This is a genomic window from Alteromonas sp. 5NS40-0096, assembly GCF_057544385.1.
The window spans coordinates 846,269-863,546 of sequence record NZ_BAAJLQ010000001.1 but is presented as its reverse complement, the minus strand read 5'-3'; the positions used below and the strand labels follow the sequence as shown (position 1 = coordinate 863,546).

Below are 17,278 nucleotides of genomic sequence, written 5' to 3'. Positions count from 1 at the left end.
CGCTGTATAAATAAATAAAATAAGAGTGACAATCACAATGCCATCAAAAGTCGTTCATAAAATCATTTTGGGATTCAGTGCCTTCGGAGCACTACTAATACTTACCAGTGGATTTTCATTTTTTGGACTCAATGACATAAAAACGTCTGCTGTAGATGTTGTTGAGAATAAAATGCCGATTCAAACGGATATGATGGGGGTAAAAACACGAATCCTATCGCTCTCTACTATGACAGCAAATGGTTATTACAAAACTACATTGGACAGTCTTGAAGAAAACAAAGAAGAGTTTGATAGTGTATCTCTAGAATTTCAAAAACAGATTGAAGCGCTCGCTCGAAAGTTGGGCAGTGAGAAAGGGGCCAGCGATGCTGTGTCTCTGAGTTTGGCCTATATCAGCCACAGTCAAGCGATGTATGAAGCGTTGCAGTCTCGTTTACACGTCGAAAATCAAATACAAACGGCATCAGACGAGGCTTTGCTCTTTGCTGATGAGGCCAGTGCGCTGATGTTGGACCTTAGTTATCTGGAGTCGAATGATTCTCAGCTTGCGACATTGATTGGTGCTGGTAATGCCATTGACAACAAGCTGCTAACGCTGAGCAACACCATCAGAGAGCTAATCGAAGCAAAAGATGCCGATGCGAGTTTAGGTATATACGATGATTTGGAGTATCAACTCAGTAATATTTTAGTCGACAAAGACTACATCAACCGGCTTAGCCAAGATGTCGATGACGGGGGAATTGTCGCGAGCTTCAATGAACAACATCAGCTACTCGTAGAGAAACTTGATGCGGACGAAGGCTTGGTCAGTCTTCACAAAGAAAAATTGGCATTAATATCAGATACTGACAAGTTTAGAGATGAAGCCAATGTCGCGCTAAAAGGCGCACTATTAAACATCAACACCTTATTTGAATCTGTGACTAAATCTACCCTAGAAGGGCAAAATGCTATTTTAGATACGGTGGAGCGCAACCAGTATAAGAACGGAATCGTTTTAGTTATTGGCGTAGTAGCTGCCTTTATTTTGGCAACCTGGGTTACCAAAAGCATTGCCATACCGCTGGCAAGAATTAACAAAGGCTTGAGCAAACTGAGTCAAGGTGATTTATCACCGAAATTGAACGATACAGGCAAAGACGAGTTCTCTGCACTCGCTAGCAAGGTGAACTCTTTGACGGCGAGCCTCAGAGACTTGGTGGGCAATATTTTGCAACAAGAGCAGCATTTGGATGAAGCGACTAAAAATAGTATTGCGATGGGAGATAAGAGTTTGCAGCTCGTTGACGAACAGAGAGCGCAAATTGGCATTACGTCTGAACACACGCAATACATTCAACAAGCGAGTCAAAGCAACCTCGCCCAAATCAAAACGGCAATGCAATCGTTAAACGAAGTCGCCGAGCAAAGTCAGCAGATAACATCTTTGGTTGCTGCCAACCGCAAGCAAGTGCAGGGGCAAGCAGAACAAGCCGATGCATCGGCACAAGTGATACATCGCTTGGATGAAAATAGTCGCAACATTGGCAGCATATTAGATGTCATCAAGACGATAGCAGAACAGACTAATTTGTTGGCATTGAATGCCGCGATTGAAGCTGCAAGAGCGGGCGAGCAGGGGAGAGGCTTTGCCGTTGTTGCAGATGAAGTGAGAACCCTCGCCAACAGAACGCACAACTCTACTGAAGAGATTGAAGCGATGATTGGCAACTTGCAAAAAGATGCGGAGCAAGCCGTTAGCGCCATTAATGTAGGCCGAGAACAAGCGAAAGTCGGCGTGTCTTTGACTGAGCAAGTCAGCGAACAAGTTACCTCAATTAGTTTGATCATTGAGAAACTGACTAACATTAATTCTGAAATCGTCGCAGAGACGCAAAATCAAGATGATTTACTAAGAGATGTTGCTATCAACCTCAACAAAATTGTCGAATTGGCAGAGGCTAGCGCTCACAGTACACAAGCGTCCAATGATGCGACCGCAGATGTTGATAAGGGAATGGAACAACTGCATTTAGCGGTACAGCGGTTCAGTTTGTAAGGACTGCCAACCTCTACAAAAAAAGGCCCACTTATGGGCCTTTTTTTATCAGTAGCTTTTACTTTTATGCCAACTCGGCAAGAGATAGTTCTTCGTTAAGTTGTTGACACCAAGCTTTCACACGCTCTTCTGTAAGCTCGGGTTGGCGGTCTTCGTCGATACCTAAACCAACGAAGTGGTTGTCATCTGCCATGCCCTTAGAGGCTTCGAAGTCATACCCTTCTGTTGACCATTGGCCAACAAGAATCGCTCCTTTAGGTTCGACAATGTCTCGAACCATACCCATGGCGTCTAGGAAGTATTCCGCATAGTCTTCTTGGTCACCACAGCCAAAAATTGCGACAAGCTTGTCGTTAAAGTCAATCTCTTCCAGCTCGGGGAAGAAGTCGTCCCAATCGCACTGCGCTTCACCGTAGTACCAAGTTGGGATACCAAAAATCAAAAGATCGAATTCAGCAATGTCTTCCTTACTGCTTTTTGCAATATCTTTGACATCAATGAGTTGCTTACCTAACTCTTTCTGAATCATTTTTGCGACATGTTCTGTGTTACCAGTATCGCTGCCAAAAAATAGGCCAACAATCGCCATATTTAACCTCTAAATACTAAATTAAACTTTGTGGGCTTAGCCAACGCCGTTGCTTTGCCAGAATATTTGTATGATGCCCTTAGCCACAAAACCCGCCGCGCCGAGAAGCAGCACGCCGTAGGCTACAAACCGACCAATTTTTGGCACGTTGTTCTTACTAAGGACGTCGTGAATTGCATATCCCATCAAACCAAACAAGACCACTAGACCAAAATTGAGCATTACTGCTTCGATTAATTCGTAATTTTCCGCAAGCATAACAAATCGTTCAGGAAAAAAGTGGGCGCTACTATACCACACCTGTTGGCCCACGCGCATGAATTCAACGAAAATAACTTTAATTCAGATCAATGTTATCGTGGGTTGTTGTTATTTCGATTTTCGCGTACGCCAAATCAATTTTTAGACGCGACCGATAAGGCGTTTTCTACGATGCGGTTAAAAACCGTGGGCTTCTCTGCGTGGAGCCAATGTCCGGTACCATTGATAATTTTTGCTTTTGCGTTAGGAAACCATTTTGCTATCGCAGGCCTATGAGATTCAGTGATGTAATCCGAGTTTGCCCCTTTAATAAATAGACAGTCACCTTCATAGGTACCTTCTGGTGCTGGCCAAGAGATAATGGTTGGATAACTCTCTATCAATCCGCTTAAATTGAAGCGCCAGCCCCAGTGCCCGTCCTCTTGATATAGGCTTTTGAGAAGGAATTGTTTGGTACCAGGTTCAACGATATGTGCAGACATTTGTTGTTCTGCATCCTTTCTACTGGTCAGTGCGTGTAAATCTACGGCTGATAGCCCTGAAAATACGGCCTGATGGCGAGGCGTATAGTCGACAGGCGAGATGTCTGCAACGATAAGTGATCGCACACGTTGTGGCGCTCGCAGTGCTAATAACATTGCCACTTTTCCGCCCAGAGAGTGACCTAAGACAGAAGCTGATACGATGTTGTTTTCATCGAGAATGTTCAGCACACCTTGGGTGGCGTCTTCGAAACGAAATCCTTTAGACCAAGGCGAACGACCGTGATTCGGTAGATCCACGCTGATAATGTTATGTGTGCTGGCAAGATGCCTTTTGACTACTGCCAAGTTATCTAGGCTGCCAAATAAACCGTGAATCAGTACGAGCCAAGGTGCATCAGTATTGACGGTATCAAGTTGGTAAAACAAATTCATAAGTTTCTTTCTAGAGGGGAGTGAATGCGCAGTGAAAACTGCGCATGACTTGCTAAATTGCGAAGCTTTCCAGTGTTTTGCCATTTGCTAACGCATCGGCATACACTCTAGGCATACGGCCAATACCTGTCCAAGGGTGAACTTTACCATCACTGTCGGTGAGGTGGTATTTGACAGGTCTTTTCTGCCCCGTTTTCCGTTTTGGTTTATCGTCGCTTAGCTGTAAATCAGCTACGTCCAATCCTGCCTCTTCCATTTGCTTTCTTATTTCCGCAATTTTGGCATTTTTTTCTTCTTCAGCTTGTTGTTGTTCGAGAATACGTTGATTACGTTTCTCAATTATGCCTTCTAATTTTTCAACAACAGTGCCTAATTCTTCTATGCTTAAATCCTTTACCGCACCTTGCAAGCGTCTTCCATGAGTCAATATTTCAATAAAATCTGACATTTTAAACCTTACTGTGATTCGATAATTTCGTCCAAAGAATAGTAGTTGATTAATGGATAAAAAAAAAGCGACGATACCGCCGCTTTTTAAATTAAATCGTGTTTTTACATATTCGGGTAATTAGGCCCGCCAGCACCTTCAGGTACCATCCAACGAATATTTTGTGAAGGGTCTTTGATGTCGCATGTTTTGCAGTGGATACAATTTTGACCGTTAATTTGAAGTTGCTTGTTATTGTCATCATCTTCGACAATTTCATAAACCCCCGCAGGGCAATAACGCTGGGCGGGTTCGTCATACTTGGCTAAATTAACTTCAATTGGAATAGACTTATCCAAAATTTGCAGATGGCAAGGCTGATCTTCTTCATGATTCGTATTAGATAGAAATACGGATGACAATTTATCGAAGCTCAAATTTCCATCAGGTTTTGGATAGTCGATAGATTTAAATTCGCTGGCTAGTCCGATTTGCGCATAATCATAGTGATTATCGCTCAGGGTAAATCCTAAACTGCCACCAAAAAAGTTTTGTTCGAGGGTATTGAACGCGCCACCCCAAAAATTACCAAATTTATGGATTGCTGGCCCAAAGTTTCTTGAGCGATATAATTCATCGTACAGCCAAGAAGCTTTGTATTTCTCTGTAAATGACGTTAATTCTTTACCCGCTGATTCCGCATTGGCACTGAGTTCTTCGAATACAGCCTCAGCCGCGATCATGCCAGACTTCATTGCAGTGTGATTGCCTTTGATCTTTGCAAAGTTCAATGTGCCCGCATCACAACCAACCAGCAAACCGCCCGGGAACGTCATTTTTGGAACAGAATTGAATCCACCTTTTGCAATTGCCCTAGCACCGTAACTTACTCGTTTACCACCCTCGAGGTATTGCTTCATTACAGGATGGTGTTTAAGTCTCTGAAACTCATCAAATGGGCTTAAATGAGGATTTTCGTAATTGAGGTCAACAATTAGGCCGACAAACACTTGGTTATCTTCAGCGTGGTAAAGGTAGCTGCCACCTGTGGCATCATTTAATGGCCAACCCGCGGTGTGAACAACCAACCCAGGTTGATGTTTGGCAGGGTCGATATCCCAAATTTCTTTGAAACCGATGGCATAATGTTGAGGCGAAGCGTCTTTATCCAGCGAAAATTGCTTGATGAGTTCTTTGCCCAAATGGCCTCGGCAACCTTCGGCAAACACCGTGTATTTTGCACGAAGTTCCATACCCGGCATATAACTGTCTTTTTGCTCACCGTTTTCGCCAATACCCATATCACCCGTAATGACACCGCCGACACTGCCGTCGTCATTGTAGATAACTTCGGCAGCTGCAAAACCGGGGAATACTTCTACGCCAAGCTGTTCTGCTTGCTCTGCTAGCCAACGGCACATATTACCCATCGACGCAATATAATTACCTTCATTGTGCATGGTTTTGGGCGTGGCAAATGCGGGTAGTCTTTTGGCTTTATTTTCGCTATTGAGAAGATAAATGTGGTCTTCAGTGACAGGGGTGTTTAAAGGGGCCCCTTTCTCTTTCCAATCGGGAAAGAGTTCGTTCAATGCGCGAGGTTCGAAAACCGCGCCCGACAATATATGAGCACCGACTTCTGAACCTTTTTCTACGACACATATCATCAGCTCTTGTTCTTTTTCCTGAGCAAGTTGCATTAGACGACACGCTGTTGATAGGCCTGCTGGACCTGCGCCAACGATGACGACGTCAAACTCCATCGATTCACGTTCCACGGGCGGCTCCTTTTAAGTTGATTTTTATAGTGCACTATTGATTAAACAAATAATGCGTTACGTCAAAAAGATGTAAATTACATTGTGACCGAAAGGTAAAGCAGGTTGACGTTTACGTCAACAGTAAGTACATTTCGGTGTGTTTATAATAACTAAACTTTAACATTTCGGGTTTGAGGCCTACGCTTTATTAGCTGCTCAAGCGCCGTATTAAGTTAGTTTATTGTATTTACTTACAGGCAGTTCTTCGAATCACTATTAATTTGAAATGTCCATAAGTGAAAGCAACACATGTGTAAACCAAGTATATGTGCTTGGTCGGTTTACGCCATCAAAGCTCAACATTTGAGGTAACTATGAAAATACTCGTTCCGGTAAAACGAGCCATTGACTACAACGTAAAAGTTCGCGTGAAAGCGGATAACTCTGGTGTCGATCTTACCAATGCCAAAATGGCAATTAACCCTTTCTGTGAAATTGCGGTCGAAGAAGCTGTGCGACTGAAAGAAAAAGGTGTAGCAACAGAAATTGTTGTCGTATCTATCGGTGACAAAGCTTGCCAAGAGCAATTAAGAACAGCATTGGCACTGGGTGCAGACCGTGCAATTCAAATCGATACCGATCAAAATTTAGATTCACTACAAGTCGCAAAATTGCTTGCTAAAGTGGTGGAAGAAGAATCGCCTCAACTTGTTATTTTGGGCAAACAGGCGATTGATTCTGACAACAATCAAACGGGCCAAATGCTCGCAGCACTAACAGGTATGCCACAAGGCACATTTGCGTCAGAAGTTGTTGTAGAAGGTGATAGTGTTAACGTTACTCGCGAAATTGATGGCGGGCTACAAACGGTAGCGCTATCGTTACCAGCCGTTGTTACCACTGATTTGCGTCTCAATGAACCTCGTTACGCATCACTGCCAAATATTATGAAAGCGAAACGCAAACCGCTTGACGTCAAGCCTGCGGCTGACTTCGGCATTGACCTTGTATCAAAAGTCAGTGTGGTAAAAGTCACTCCTCCTCCACAGCGTGAAGGTGGAATCAAAGTTGAATCTGTGGCTGAACTCGTAGAAAAATTGAAAAACGAAGCGAAGGTGATTTCATGAGCGTACTAATTTATGCAGAGCACGATAATGCGCAATTGAAGCCAGAAACTGGCAAACTAGTTTTTGCAGCGCAACAAATGGGTGGAAGCATTCACGTGTTAGTTGCGGGCGAGGGCAGCCAAGCCGTAGCTGATGCAGCTGCACAGCTCGACGGTGTTGAAAAGGTCATCCATGCCGACAATGCCGTGTATAAAGATCAATTGGCTGAAAATGTTGCTGATCTTGTGTTGTCAATCGCAAGCGGTTACACCCACATTCTAGCCGCTGCCACTACAACAGGTAAGAATTTCATGCCTCGAGTAGCGGCCTTACTTGATGTCGCTCAAATCTCCGACATTATTGCAGTTGAAGGCGCCGATACATTCGTACGTCCAATTTACGCAGGCAACGCGATTGCCACGGTAAAAAGTGAAGATAGCGTGAAAGTGATTACTGTTCGTGCCGCATCATTTGACTCGGTTGCTAGTGGTAACAATGCAGCAGTCGAATCACTGGACAGTGCAATTGCCTCTGAAAAATCTTCTTTTGTATCTGCTGAGTTGACTGAATCAGAGCGCCCAGAACTGACCGCTGCGGAAGTGGTTATTTCAGGTGGTCGTGGTATGCAAAACGGTGACAACTTTGCATTACTCAACGGCATTGCTGACAAATTGGGTGCAGCTATCGGCGCTTCTCGTGCTGCCGTCGATGCGGGCTTTGTGCCAAATGATATGCAAGTTGGCCAGACCGGTAAGATTGTTGCTCCACAGCTTTACATCGCTGTTGGTATTTCAGGCGCAATACAACACCTTGCTGGTATGAAAGATTCAAAGGTTATCGTGGCAATCAACAAAGATGAAGAAGCACCGATTTTCCAAGTCGCAGACTACGGCTTGGTGGGTGATTTGTTTGAAGTGTTGCCAGAGCTAGAAGGGGCGTTGTAACGCTCTGTATTGACGAGAGTAAAAGGCTGCCTTGAAGCAGCCTTTTTTGATCGCCTTAAACCACAACGACAGAATTGTCGTCAAAGCTTACTGGAGAGGTCTTATATGCGTCCGCCTGCCAGTCATTTTCCCATGAAGCATCGTCAACTAAATAACGGAATTGGTATTCGTTATCCGCGTCAAGACTTACGGTTTGTGTAAAGTCACCATTTTTGAGTTTCTTCATTGGCGCTGCAGTTTTGTCCCAGGCATTGAAATCACCCACTAGTCTGACATTCTCTGCATTCCCTGCTTCGTTAGCCGCTAGTCGAAAAGTCACTTTGCACACCGGTTTAGATTTTAAGTACTGTTTCTTTAAGCTCATGCTCACTCTCTTCCAATATTAACGAATGTAATTTTATTACAGAATAAGGCGAAAAAAACATCTGATCAACCACTTAATCTACAGATTTTGTAAAATAATTACATTGCGTTGGCTACTAAAACTTTTTTCTCTCGATTGCGTAATAACAACTCAAAGTTAAAGACTAGATATGAGTGCTTGTAGTACTTTTTAACAAAGTACTACAAGCACTTGTCATAAAAACCCATTACACTATGAGTTGTATAATTAAAATAGTCATAAAAATGAGCAACGTAAAGCGACAAGTTATACTTTCGTATAGCGCATTTTCGTATGCTCAACACTAAGGCCTAATAAAGGGAAAGGAATGAAGAAGTCCGTATTTTTGAAGAGCGTTGTTCCTCTGATCATCATAATCGGTGCATTGATTATTGCCAAAGTTATGATTTCGTCGAAAAAGCCGCCAGAGCAGACTCCGATTGAGGAAAAAGCGTTTTTGGTTGATGCTCAACCAATCTACCGTCAAAGCGTTGAATTTACGGTGTCTTCACAAGGTAATGTGCAGCCGAAGCACAAAACCCAAATCAGCTCACAAGTGAGCGGCCGTATTGTGGCCATGTCTGACGCATTTGTTGTTGGTGGAATGTTCGAAAAAGGGGACGTGTTGCTGACAATTGAGCAGGATGATTTTATTACAGATGTGCAGCTTGCCGAAGCGGAACTCGCGAGGGCAGAAGCGGCGCTTCAAGAGGAAATTGCTAGAGGTAAAGTCGCGGAGCAAGAATGGCGTTCAGTTAATTCTGTTGTGCCGCCAGAACTAGGTTTAAGAAAACCTCAACTCGCACGAGAGCAGGCTAACGTGAAAGCAGCGAAAGCGTCGCTCGCTAGAGCACAGCGCAACCTCAATCGTACGCAAGTTATTGCCCCTTATAATGGAATCGTGACTCAACGTAATGTTGACCTCGGTCAATTCTTACCCGTTGGCAGTAATATTGGCGAAGTATTTTCAACGGATGAGGCGGAAGTCAGGCTGTCTATTCCAGACAGAGATTTGAGTTACATTAATCTTACTCAGGGTGTTCAAGCACAAAACAACGTGAGATTAAGTGCGGTTGTGGCAGGTAAGCAACGCTTTTGGGATGCAAAGCTCAAACGAACTGAAGGGGTGTTAGACCAAGGAAACCGAGTGGTCTACGTTGTAGCGGAAGTAACAGACCCATATCAACGTGAAAGCATTAACCCAGAAACTGACATTCTTCGCTTTGGGCAATTTGTGCAGGCTGAAATCAGTGGTACAGAATCTGACGATTTGTATGTTTTACCCCGTAACACACTGCGTTTAGACAACACCATAATTGTTGTGACTCAAGACCGAGAAATTCAAATCAAGCCCGTTTCCGTTGTTCGTTCTGACACGCGTGCTGTGTATATTGCCGAAGGGTTAGAGCCAGGTGATCTGGTTGCTCGAACGGCCGTACCCAACCCTTTCAATGGGATGAAAGTGAGATTGCCAGGTGACGAACCAGAAATTGAAGAACCATCTAAGAACGATAAGCCGGATGACGAAGAATCAATTGCTCAAAGCGAGGGTGAGTAATGAGTCGTATTGATACACAAAGTGGCGTCATAGCCTGGTTTGCTCGCAACAGTGTTGCGGCAAACTTATTGATGTGGATATTGGTTGTTGGCGGGCTTTTTGGCGCATTTGCGATTCAAAAACAAGTCTTTCCAACGTTTGAAATAAAAATCGTATCTGTCCGCGTACCGTACAATGGTGCTGCTCCTCAAGAGGTTGAAGAAGGTGTCATCCTCAAGGTAGAGGAAGCAGTAAAAGACATTGAAGGGATTAAAAAAATAACCTCAACGGCCGCAGAGGGAATGGGAACAGTCAGTATCGAGGTTGAAGAGGACTACGATGTTCAGATTGTGCTTGATGAAGTCAAAGCGCAAGTTGATGCTATCCCAAGTTTCCCTGCAAACACTGAGAACCCCGTTGTATATCGACAGAAATTTCCACAAGACGTGCTGTGGTTATCAGTTTTTGGTGATGCGAGTGAGCGTGAGTTAAAAGAGTTTGCAAAAGAAGTACGCGACGACATCGCAAACTTACCTGGCGTATCGGATGTTCAAGTGGTTGGCGATAGGGAGTACGAGATCTCTATCGAGCTCTCTGAACAGGCGTTGCAAAAATATGGTCTGACGTTCACGGAAGTCGTGAACATGGTGCGGGCGACTTCCATGGATATGCCTGGAGGTTCTATTCGGACTGAAAACGGCGACATTTTACTGCGCACAATCGGCCAAGCCTATAATGGTTGGGATTTTGAGCAAATAGTACTGCTAACGAATGCCGATGGCACCCGCTTGAAGCTCAGTGATATTGCAACAGTGAACGATGGTTTTGTCGAAGTTAATCAGTTTTCATTGTTCGATGGTAAGCCCGCAATGAGTATTCGCGTGCGTGCGGTGGGTGACCAAAATGCCTTAGAAATATCAAAAGTTGTTAACCAATACATTGCGGATAATGTGGATGATTTCCCCGCCCATATTACGGCCGCGACATGGGGAGACAGTTCATTTTACCTAGCCGATCGTTTGAACATGATGATAGAAAACATGTTCTTCGGGGCTTTATTGGTGTTCATCGTTCTCTCTTTGTTTCTGAAAATAAAACTGGCGTTTTGGGTTATCGTTGGGTTGCCGGTTTGTTTCCTTGGCACCTTGCTGTTCATGCCGTTGGACATGTTTGGTGTGTCGATAAACATGCTGAGCCTTTTCGCTTTTATTTTGGTGCTGGGTATTGTTGTTGATGATGCCATTATCATGGGCGAATCAGCGTATTCAGAGATCGATAAAAAAGGGCACAGCCCCGAGAATGTCATTGTTGGTGTGAAGAAAGTCGCAATGCCTGCGACATTTGGGGTACTGACCACAATAGCGGCGTTCTCCCCGATGTTGATGGTGTCTGGGCCGTTCGGTGTGATATGGAAAACAATAGGCTTGGTTGTCATCATTTGCTTGGCGTTCTCCTTGGTTGAATCCAAGCTTATCTTGCCTGCCCATTTGGTCCATATGAAACTAAAACCTTATGAGCCTGAGAAGGCAAACGCGTTTCAGCGATTCCGAGACATCTTCAGCGAGGGAATTAAATCCTTTATTCAAAACAAATATGCGCCGTTTTTGAAAAAGGCTATTGAATATCGGTACACCACACTCGCTGCGTTTTTGGCCATGCTAGTTCTCACCATTGGGCTATTTGGTGGCGGTATCGTTCGCTTTGTATTTTTCCCGAATATACCTAGCGACTTTATGTTGGCTAGTTTTGAGCTGGAGCCAGGTTCATCAACTGCGCAGCGCGATGAAACCATGAAAGTACTGCTTGATGGTATGAACCGAATGAATGACAAGCTTACCGCAGAGACGGGAGAATCTGTTATTAGCCATTCCATTGCTTATGACAACGGTAACCTATCTGGCGAGGTTTTTGTCGAACTAACAAAAGGCGAAACCCGTGAGTTAACTGACTTCGAAATTCACCAAGCATGGCGGGATGAGCTGCCAGAAATCCCGGGTGTTAAAACCTTCAGTGTTGGTTCGCCAGGTGGTCCCGGCGGTGGTGCTGACTTGAGTTTTGAATTCAGCTCAACGGATATCAATGCATTGCGAGCGATCAGCGACGACCTTAAAGATGCGTTGTTAGCTTATGAAGGGGTAACGGATATCAATGATACGTTTGCGGGCGGAAGCGACGAAATTCAGTTATCAATAAAACCCCAAGCCGAGGCGTCGGGCATAACACTACAGCAACTTGGGCTGCAAGTGAGATACGGGTTTTACGGGGCGGAAGTACAACGCATTCAGCGCGATGACGAAGAAGTCAGAGTAATGGTACGCTACCCTAAAGATGAGCGTACCTCAGTTGGACATTTAGAAACCATGCGAGTTCGTGCTCCCAATGGAGATGATATACCTTTCGATCAAGTTGCAGATATTACCTTGGGTCAAGGATACGATTCGATTGTTCGTGTAGACAGTAGGCGCTCTGTGACGGTCTCTGCTGTTGTGGATAAAGGCGCCTTGGATCCTGGCGAGATTACTGGTGATGTTGTTGAGAATGTAATGCCAGATCTTTTGGAGAGGTATCCTGCTGTTGAATTCCAATTACAAGGAAACTCAAAAGAAGAGCAAGAGGCGATGCTGTCTTTGCTTAAAGGCATGGCGTTTGCCCTATTTGCAATTTATGCACTGTTAGCGATTCCTCTGAAGTCTTATTCGCAACCGCTAATTATTATGTCGGTTATCCCGTTTGGTATTGTCGGGGCGATAATAGGCCATCTGGTTTTGGATCAAGCGGTTAGTGTACTGTCTATATGCGGTATTATCGCGTTGTCTGGTGTTGTCGTTAATGACAGTCTAATCATGGTGGACTTTGTAAACCGCGCGAGACAAGAAGGGCATCGTTTGTTTGATGCTGCGATTAGCGCGGGGACCCAGCGTTTTAGAGCGATTATTTTGACATCGCTAACGACATTCATGGGGTTGATGCCAATCGTGTTTGAACGAAGCTTACAGGCACAAATTGTGATACCAATGGCGATTTCGCTGGCGTTTGGTATTTTGTTTGCCACGGTTATTACCTTGCTATTGGTGCCAGCGCTCTACATTATCCTTGATGACATTAAAAATCTATTTAGGCGTAAGAAGCCACAGGTAACGACCTTAGAGCGGGATGTTGTAATGAAATAGTTGTCCCTGTACCTACGAATAGAAAGCCAGCATTATGCTGGCTTTTTTGTTTAAAAAGTTTGCAAAGTTTTATTTTCTCTAGTACTGTTTATTTATACAGTATAGGGGGTGGGTATGAACTCAGGTCTAAAAGCTATCGATACGTTAATTGAAAAATATGGTTTTTTAACCCAAGAGGGAAAGACGCCATTTCAAAATGTGATTACCTTATTTGGTCAAGACGATAGGCTGATGCGGATAAAGCTACCTTATTGCTTTTTTCGTATTCTCAGTGACGCAAAAGAAACCGAGCGATTTAGTTTGCACCATTTGTATTTACCGCATAGGAAGGCAAGACTTGCCAGTTTCTTAGTGACCGCGAGTGGGCAAATATGTGAACAAGTTTATTATGTTCGTGATGCGAAGGGAGTAAAAGCGTGTAAGAAAGTACAGCAGTTGCTAGCTCAACATTACGACGAGAAAGACTTACTTGCCGCTTAATGCAAAGCAAATGTAAAAAAGGCGCCGATAGGCGCCTTGTTCAGTATTGGGGAGTTATTCCCACATGATCTTGAAGTCAACACCCCAAATCGCAGGGTCGTTAACGAAGCCTGTGTTGTTACTGAAATCGATGAAGCCTTTTACATTGTCTTCGTCAGTAATATTTCGGCCAAACAAGGCAACGGTGTAACCGTGTTCAAAGTCTTCGTAACCGATTCTTAGACCCAGTTCAAATTGATCATCTGTCATGAACTCAACTGACTCATATAGCGCCATGTTGGTTTCGCCCTGATAGATGTAGTCAACGAAAGCGAATACTTCACCTGATGCAACTTCGTAGCTATAACGCGCAGTGAAGTTGAATGTCGTCTCTGGAGCTGACTGGAATGGGTTGCCATCGATCATAGCTAAACCGTTTTCATCCAAAGGATCTAACACAGTACACATACCTGAACCACATGGAGCAGTGGTGAGGTCGCTGTCCTGAATCTCAGTGTCCGCGTAGCTAAAGCCAGCTGTTAAAAGTAGGTCTGGAATAGGTAAGAATTCGATATCAGCTTCAAAACCTTGACCACGACCCTTGTCAGCATTCAACAACTGGTTACTATTGGTAGCGCCACCGATTGCCGATAATTGTAAATCGTCAACTTCGTAGTAGAAAATACCAACATTCAGTCTCAAGCGGTCATCAAGTAAGTCTGATTTGTAACCAATTTCATAAGAACGAATGGTTTCTGAATCTGCTGTTGTTGGGCCTAGTAAGAATGCCACGTCACGGCCTTGAATCGACTGTGCACGGAAGCCATCAGAAACACGACCATAAAGAATCGCATCATCGTTCAGCTTGTAGTTTGCGCTTAGTTCCCAACTGAGTTGAGAATCTGACAAATTAATAGGCGCAACAACAGGGATACCACTGTCTAGCCATAATTGACCGTACTGTTGTACAAAGAAGTCTTTCTCATCGTCAGTGTAACGAAGACCAAGCGTTGCTTGGAACTTGTCTGTAAAGTCATACGTGGTCTGGCCGAAGATTGCCCACGTTGTATTTTCTTGAGTCACAATCGTATTTTGCGGCGGGTTACCTAAGAAACCAAACGAAGCAAATGATTCAGTTTCAACATCAAGCGTTGAGTCGAAGTAGAATGCGCCAAATTGCCACTGTAGTGGACCACTGGTTGTGCTCGCGAAACGAATTTCTTGAGTGGTTTGTTCTACGTCTGCATTATCCTGTGTAACTGAAGAAACATTGATGCGGCCTGGGAACGTAAGAACTGGCGTTTCTGGTACGCCGTCAAAGTTAGCATCCGCTAGGAATTGTGCTGAAGTAATGCCCGCTGGGACCGTAAGGCTTGTGTCAAATGAATAAACACCACCGTCGATGTCGCCGCGGCTAAAACCGTCTGCTTCTTCAATAGCGCTGATAGAGGTCACAGTAAAACCATCAAAATCATACTCTAGCTTTAATGAAGCCCCTGAACCTTCGTAACCTTGAGGGTTATTATCGCCACCATCGTAATAGACCACATCGCGGTCATAATTTTGGTTTAGATTGTTGCTGCCAGTGGTGAAGATATTCGCACGGAAAACCGATGCTGTGCCGTCGAGATCACGACCGTGGACGTTGAGTAGTGCACGGAACTTACCACCGTCATCGTAGGCCAATTGCGCACGCCATGCTTTTTCGTCAAAGCCACCTAATACATCATTTTCACCGGTGAAACCGTTAGAAATCCAATCATCTCTGTCTTGAGAATAAACGGACAAACGTCCAGAGATAGCGTCGGTAAGACCACCAGAGATCGCACTTTCAACCGTTACAGTATTTAATGAGGCGTAAGAAACGTTAGCGTAAGCCTCGAAGTAATCAGTTGGTTTAGCGGTATCAAACTTAACAATACCGGCAGTAGTGTTTCGACCAAATAAAGTACCTTGAGGGCCGCGAATCACTTCCACTTGAGAAACGTCGAAAAGTGGGAAGCTTTTTAGTACCACATTTTCCTGTACCACTTCGTCCATGATAACGGATACGGGTTGTGATGCGGCTAAATCGAAGTCTACATTACCTAATCCTCGAATATAGAAACGAGGTGCCGCGCGACCGTTTGATGACTCGGCATACAAGCCGGGTACACGCATAGCTAAGGTTAGGATGTCTTCGCCACCAGCAAAAAGGGCATCAAATTCGTCGCCAGCAAGAGTGGCGATCGAAATCGGCACTTCTTGAATATTTTGCGTACGCTTTTGTGCGGTAACGGTTATTTGTTCTAGTTTTGAATCATCAACTTCTGCCGTTTGCTCTTGTGCAGAAAGCTGCCCACTGATTGCCGTAGCAATCGCAAGTGAAAGATAAGCGATTTTGTGTGTTTTCATGTGTCCACCAAGTACAGTTAATGGATTTATCGTTGTTGAAATTGCTAATTTCTCAACGAGGTTTTAAACGTGTGCGGCGCTGAGTATACATAAAAAATTGAAAAGTTAAGTAACGATAATGTAAAAAAATTGACCAAATGGACAGAAAAATATACAAAATGGGTGTTGCAGCCCAATAAAATTGTTATTTTTATGTTTCAATGTTACTTTCGAAAAAAAGCAGTTCTCAGGTGTAAATACGATGGATCTGCACAAAATATAGACTTATACGAGCTGCTTATCGAATAAATTTTGAGCGATATTGCGAAGGGGAAACGCCACATTCTCTTTTGAACAAACGTGAGAAAGAACTCAAATCATCGTAGCCGACTTGTTGAACAATGTTGTCCAGCGAAAGGGTACTCGATTCAAGTAATTTACGAGCTTGTTCTAACCTTATCGCTTGAAGATATTGGCCAGGAGACAGGTCGGTGGCGCGTTTAAAACGCCGCGAGAAAGTCCGCTCTGTCATATTTGCGATTCGGGCCAGCTCTGTGACTGTTATTGTGTGTGGGTAATTTTCTTCGATGTAATCTTGTGCCGATAAAATAATGGCGTCTTGATGGAATTTCTTGCGGCGAGTACTGGCGTAAACACTTTGGTGTGTTCTGCCTAAATCCATCACGTGGGCTTTTGCCGTGTCTGTGGCAACTTGGTGTCCACAATAGCGCTCTATCAACAATATCGCCAAATCAAACCAGGCCACGCCGCCACCTGCGCAAAATACATTGTCTTTGTTTGTGATCATTCTGTCTTCATGGAGCGTGACGTGAGGGAACCTTTCTCGAAACTGCTCAGCATAGCCCCAATGAGTTGTTGCCGTCATGTCATCAAGTAGCCCAGCCTCCGCCAGCAAAAAGTTTCCCGTACAATTACCAGCGATGTCTGCGCCGAGTTTGTGGAGTTTACGCATATAAATGAACAAGTGTTGGTTGTCATTAATGACCGATGAAATGTCGCCGCCGATGGTTGGGATCAAGAGTAAATCCGTTTCACGGACATCTTCAATGGCAACATGTGGTGTCACTATCAACTGATTGGTACAGGTAATAGGAAGGCCATTAAATGAAGCGAGCTGAACATGAAACCGAGGTTGAGCTGTTTGGCCGTGAATTCGCTGCCAACTCACACCTGCAAGTGCAAAAATATCAAGGGCTCCTGTCAATGCTGAAGAGAGCGCGTGATTAAAACCTAAAATAGTAACGGTATGGGGGCGCGAAAAGCTTTGCATAAGCGAGTTAAACTCAAG

General features: G+C 44.2%; 14 protein-coding genes. 6 read left to right on the top strand and 8 right to left on the bottom strand.

The genetic code is table 11. From position 1 onward, the window contains the following. The first annotated feature begins 37 nt into the window (after window positions 1–37). Window positions 38–2,044 carry a methyl-accepting chemotaxis protein gene (locus AC27G9_RS03955; RefSeq protein ID WP_487071245.1) on the top strand — a complete coding sequence of 669 codons (2,007 nt, stop codon included), beginning with the start codon at window positions 38–40 and terminating at the stop codon, window positions 2,042–2,044. Window positions 2,045–2,108: 64 nt separating this feature from the next. On the opposite strand, the gene fldA is transcribed toward AC27G9_RS03955, so the two are convergent. The 5 genes from fldA to AC27G9_RS03930 form a co-directional block, all read right to left on the bottom strand. Beyond that, window positions 2,109–2,633, bottom strand: coding sequence for a flavodoxin FldA (gene fldA, locus AC27G9_RS03950; RefSeq protein ID WP_487071243.1), 525 nt, complete (start codon window positions 2,631–2,633; stop codon window positions 2,109–2,111). 36 nt (window positions 2,634–2,669) lie between these two features. Then, window positions 2,670–2,891 (bottom strand): DUF2788 domain-containing protein, encoded by a 222-nt coding sequence (locus AC27G9_RS03945; RefSeq protein ID WP_487071241.1) that lies wholly within the window; start codon window positions 2,889–2,891, stop codon window positions 2,670–2,672. A 137-nt stretch (window positions 2,892–3,028) separates the two neighbouring features. Then, window positions 3,029–3,811, bottom strand: a complete 783-nt coding sequence (locus tag AC27G9_RS03940; protein ID WP_487071239.1) for an alpha/beta fold hydrolase — start codon at window positions 3,809–3,811, stop codon at window positions 3,029–3,031. A gap of 52 nt (window positions 3,812–3,863) precedes the next feature. Next, window positions 3,864–4,259: an H-NS histone family protein gene (locus tag AC27G9_RS03935; RefSeq protein ID WP_487071237.1), complete on the bottom strand. Its 396-nt coding sequence runs from the start codon at window positions 4,257–4,259 to the stop codon at window positions 3,864–3,866. A gap of 104 nt (window positions 4,260–4,363) precedes the next feature. Then, window positions 4,364–6,016, bottom strand: a complete 1,653-nt coding sequence (locus AC27G9_RS03930; protein ID WP_487071235.1) for an electron transfer flavoprotein-ubiquinone oxidoreductase — start codon at window positions 6,014–6,016, stop codon at window positions 4,364–4,366. Window positions 6,017–6,372: 356 nt separating this feature from the next. On the opposite strand from AC27G9_RS03930, the gene AC27G9_RS03925 reads away from it, so the two are divergent. Together AC27G9_RS03925 and AC27G9_RS03920 are read left to right on the top strand one after the other, a co-directional pair. Next, a complete protein-coding gene (locus tag AC27G9_RS03925) occupies window positions 6,373–7,125 on the top strand; it encodes an electron transfer flavoprotein subunit beta/FixA family protein (RefSeq protein ID WP_487071233.1) in 753 nt (250 codons plus the stop codon). Continuing rightward, window positions 7,122–8,048: an electron transfer flavoprotein subunit alpha/FixB family protein gene (locus AC27G9_RS03920; RefSeq protein ID WP_487071231.1), complete on the top strand. Its 927-nt coding sequence runs from the start codon at window positions 7,122–7,124 to the stop codon at window positions 8,046–8,048. The genes AC27G9_RS03925 and AC27G9_RS03920 overlap by 4 nt, the downstream gene beginning before the upstream one ends. Before the next feature lie 55 nt (window positions 8,049–8,103). Here the strand turns inward: AC27G9_RS03920 and AC27G9_RS03915 are convergent, their stop codons facing one another. After that, entirely contained in the window at window positions 8,104–8,412 is a 309-nt protein-coding gene (locus AC27G9_RS03915) for an isoamylase early set domain-containing protein (RefSeq protein ID WP_487071229.1), read from the bottom strand. A gap of 346 nt (window positions 8,413–8,758) precedes the next feature. On the opposite strand from AC27G9_RS03915, the gene AC27G9_RS03910 reads away from it, so the two are divergent. The 3 genes from AC27G9_RS03910 to AC27G9_RS03900 all read left to right on the top strand — a co-directional run bounded on the left by AC27G9_RS03910 (window position 8,759) and on the right by AC27G9_RS03900 (window position 13,617). Continuing rightward, window positions 8,759–9,988: an efflux RND transporter periplasmic adaptor subunit gene (locus tag AC27G9_RS03910; RefSeq protein ID WP_487071227.1), complete on the top strand. Its 1,230-nt coding sequence runs from the start codon at window positions 8,759–8,761 to the stop codon at window positions 9,986–9,988. Next, window positions 9,988–13,137, top strand: a complete 3,150-nt coding sequence (locus AC27G9_RS03905) for an efflux RND transporter permease subunit (RefSeq protein ID WP_487071225.1) — start codon at window positions 9,988–9,990, stop codon at window positions 13,135–13,137. The genes AC27G9_RS03910 and AC27G9_RS03905 overlap by 1 nt, the downstream gene beginning before the upstream one ends. 114 nt (window positions 13,138–13,251) lie before the next feature. Next, window positions 13,252–13,617 carry a hypothetical protein gene (locus tag AC27G9_RS03900; RefSeq protein WP_487071223.1) on the top strand — a complete coding sequence of 122 codons (366 nt, stop codon included), beginning with the start codon at window positions 13,252–13,254 and terminating at the stop codon, window positions 13,615–13,617. Window positions 13,618–13,671: 54 nt separating this feature from the next. Here the strand turns inward: AC27G9_RS03900 and AC27G9_RS03895 are convergent, their stop codons facing one another. Next, the gene (locus tag AC27G9_RS03895) at window positions 13,672–15,990 is read right to left on the bottom strand and encodes a TonB-dependent receptor (RefSeq protein WP_487071221.1); all 2,319 of its coding nucleotides are present in this window, start codon (window positions 15,988–15,990) and stop codon (window positions 13,672–13,674) included. Window positions 15,991–16,267: 277 nt separating this feature from the next. Beyond that, window positions 16,268–17,260 (bottom strand): GlxA family transcriptional regulator, encoded by a 993-nt coding sequence (locus tag AC27G9_RS03890; RefSeq protein WP_487071219.1) that lies wholly within the window; start codon window positions 17,258–17,260, stop codon window positions 16,268–16,270. Window positions 17,261–17,278: the final 18 nt, after the last annotated feature.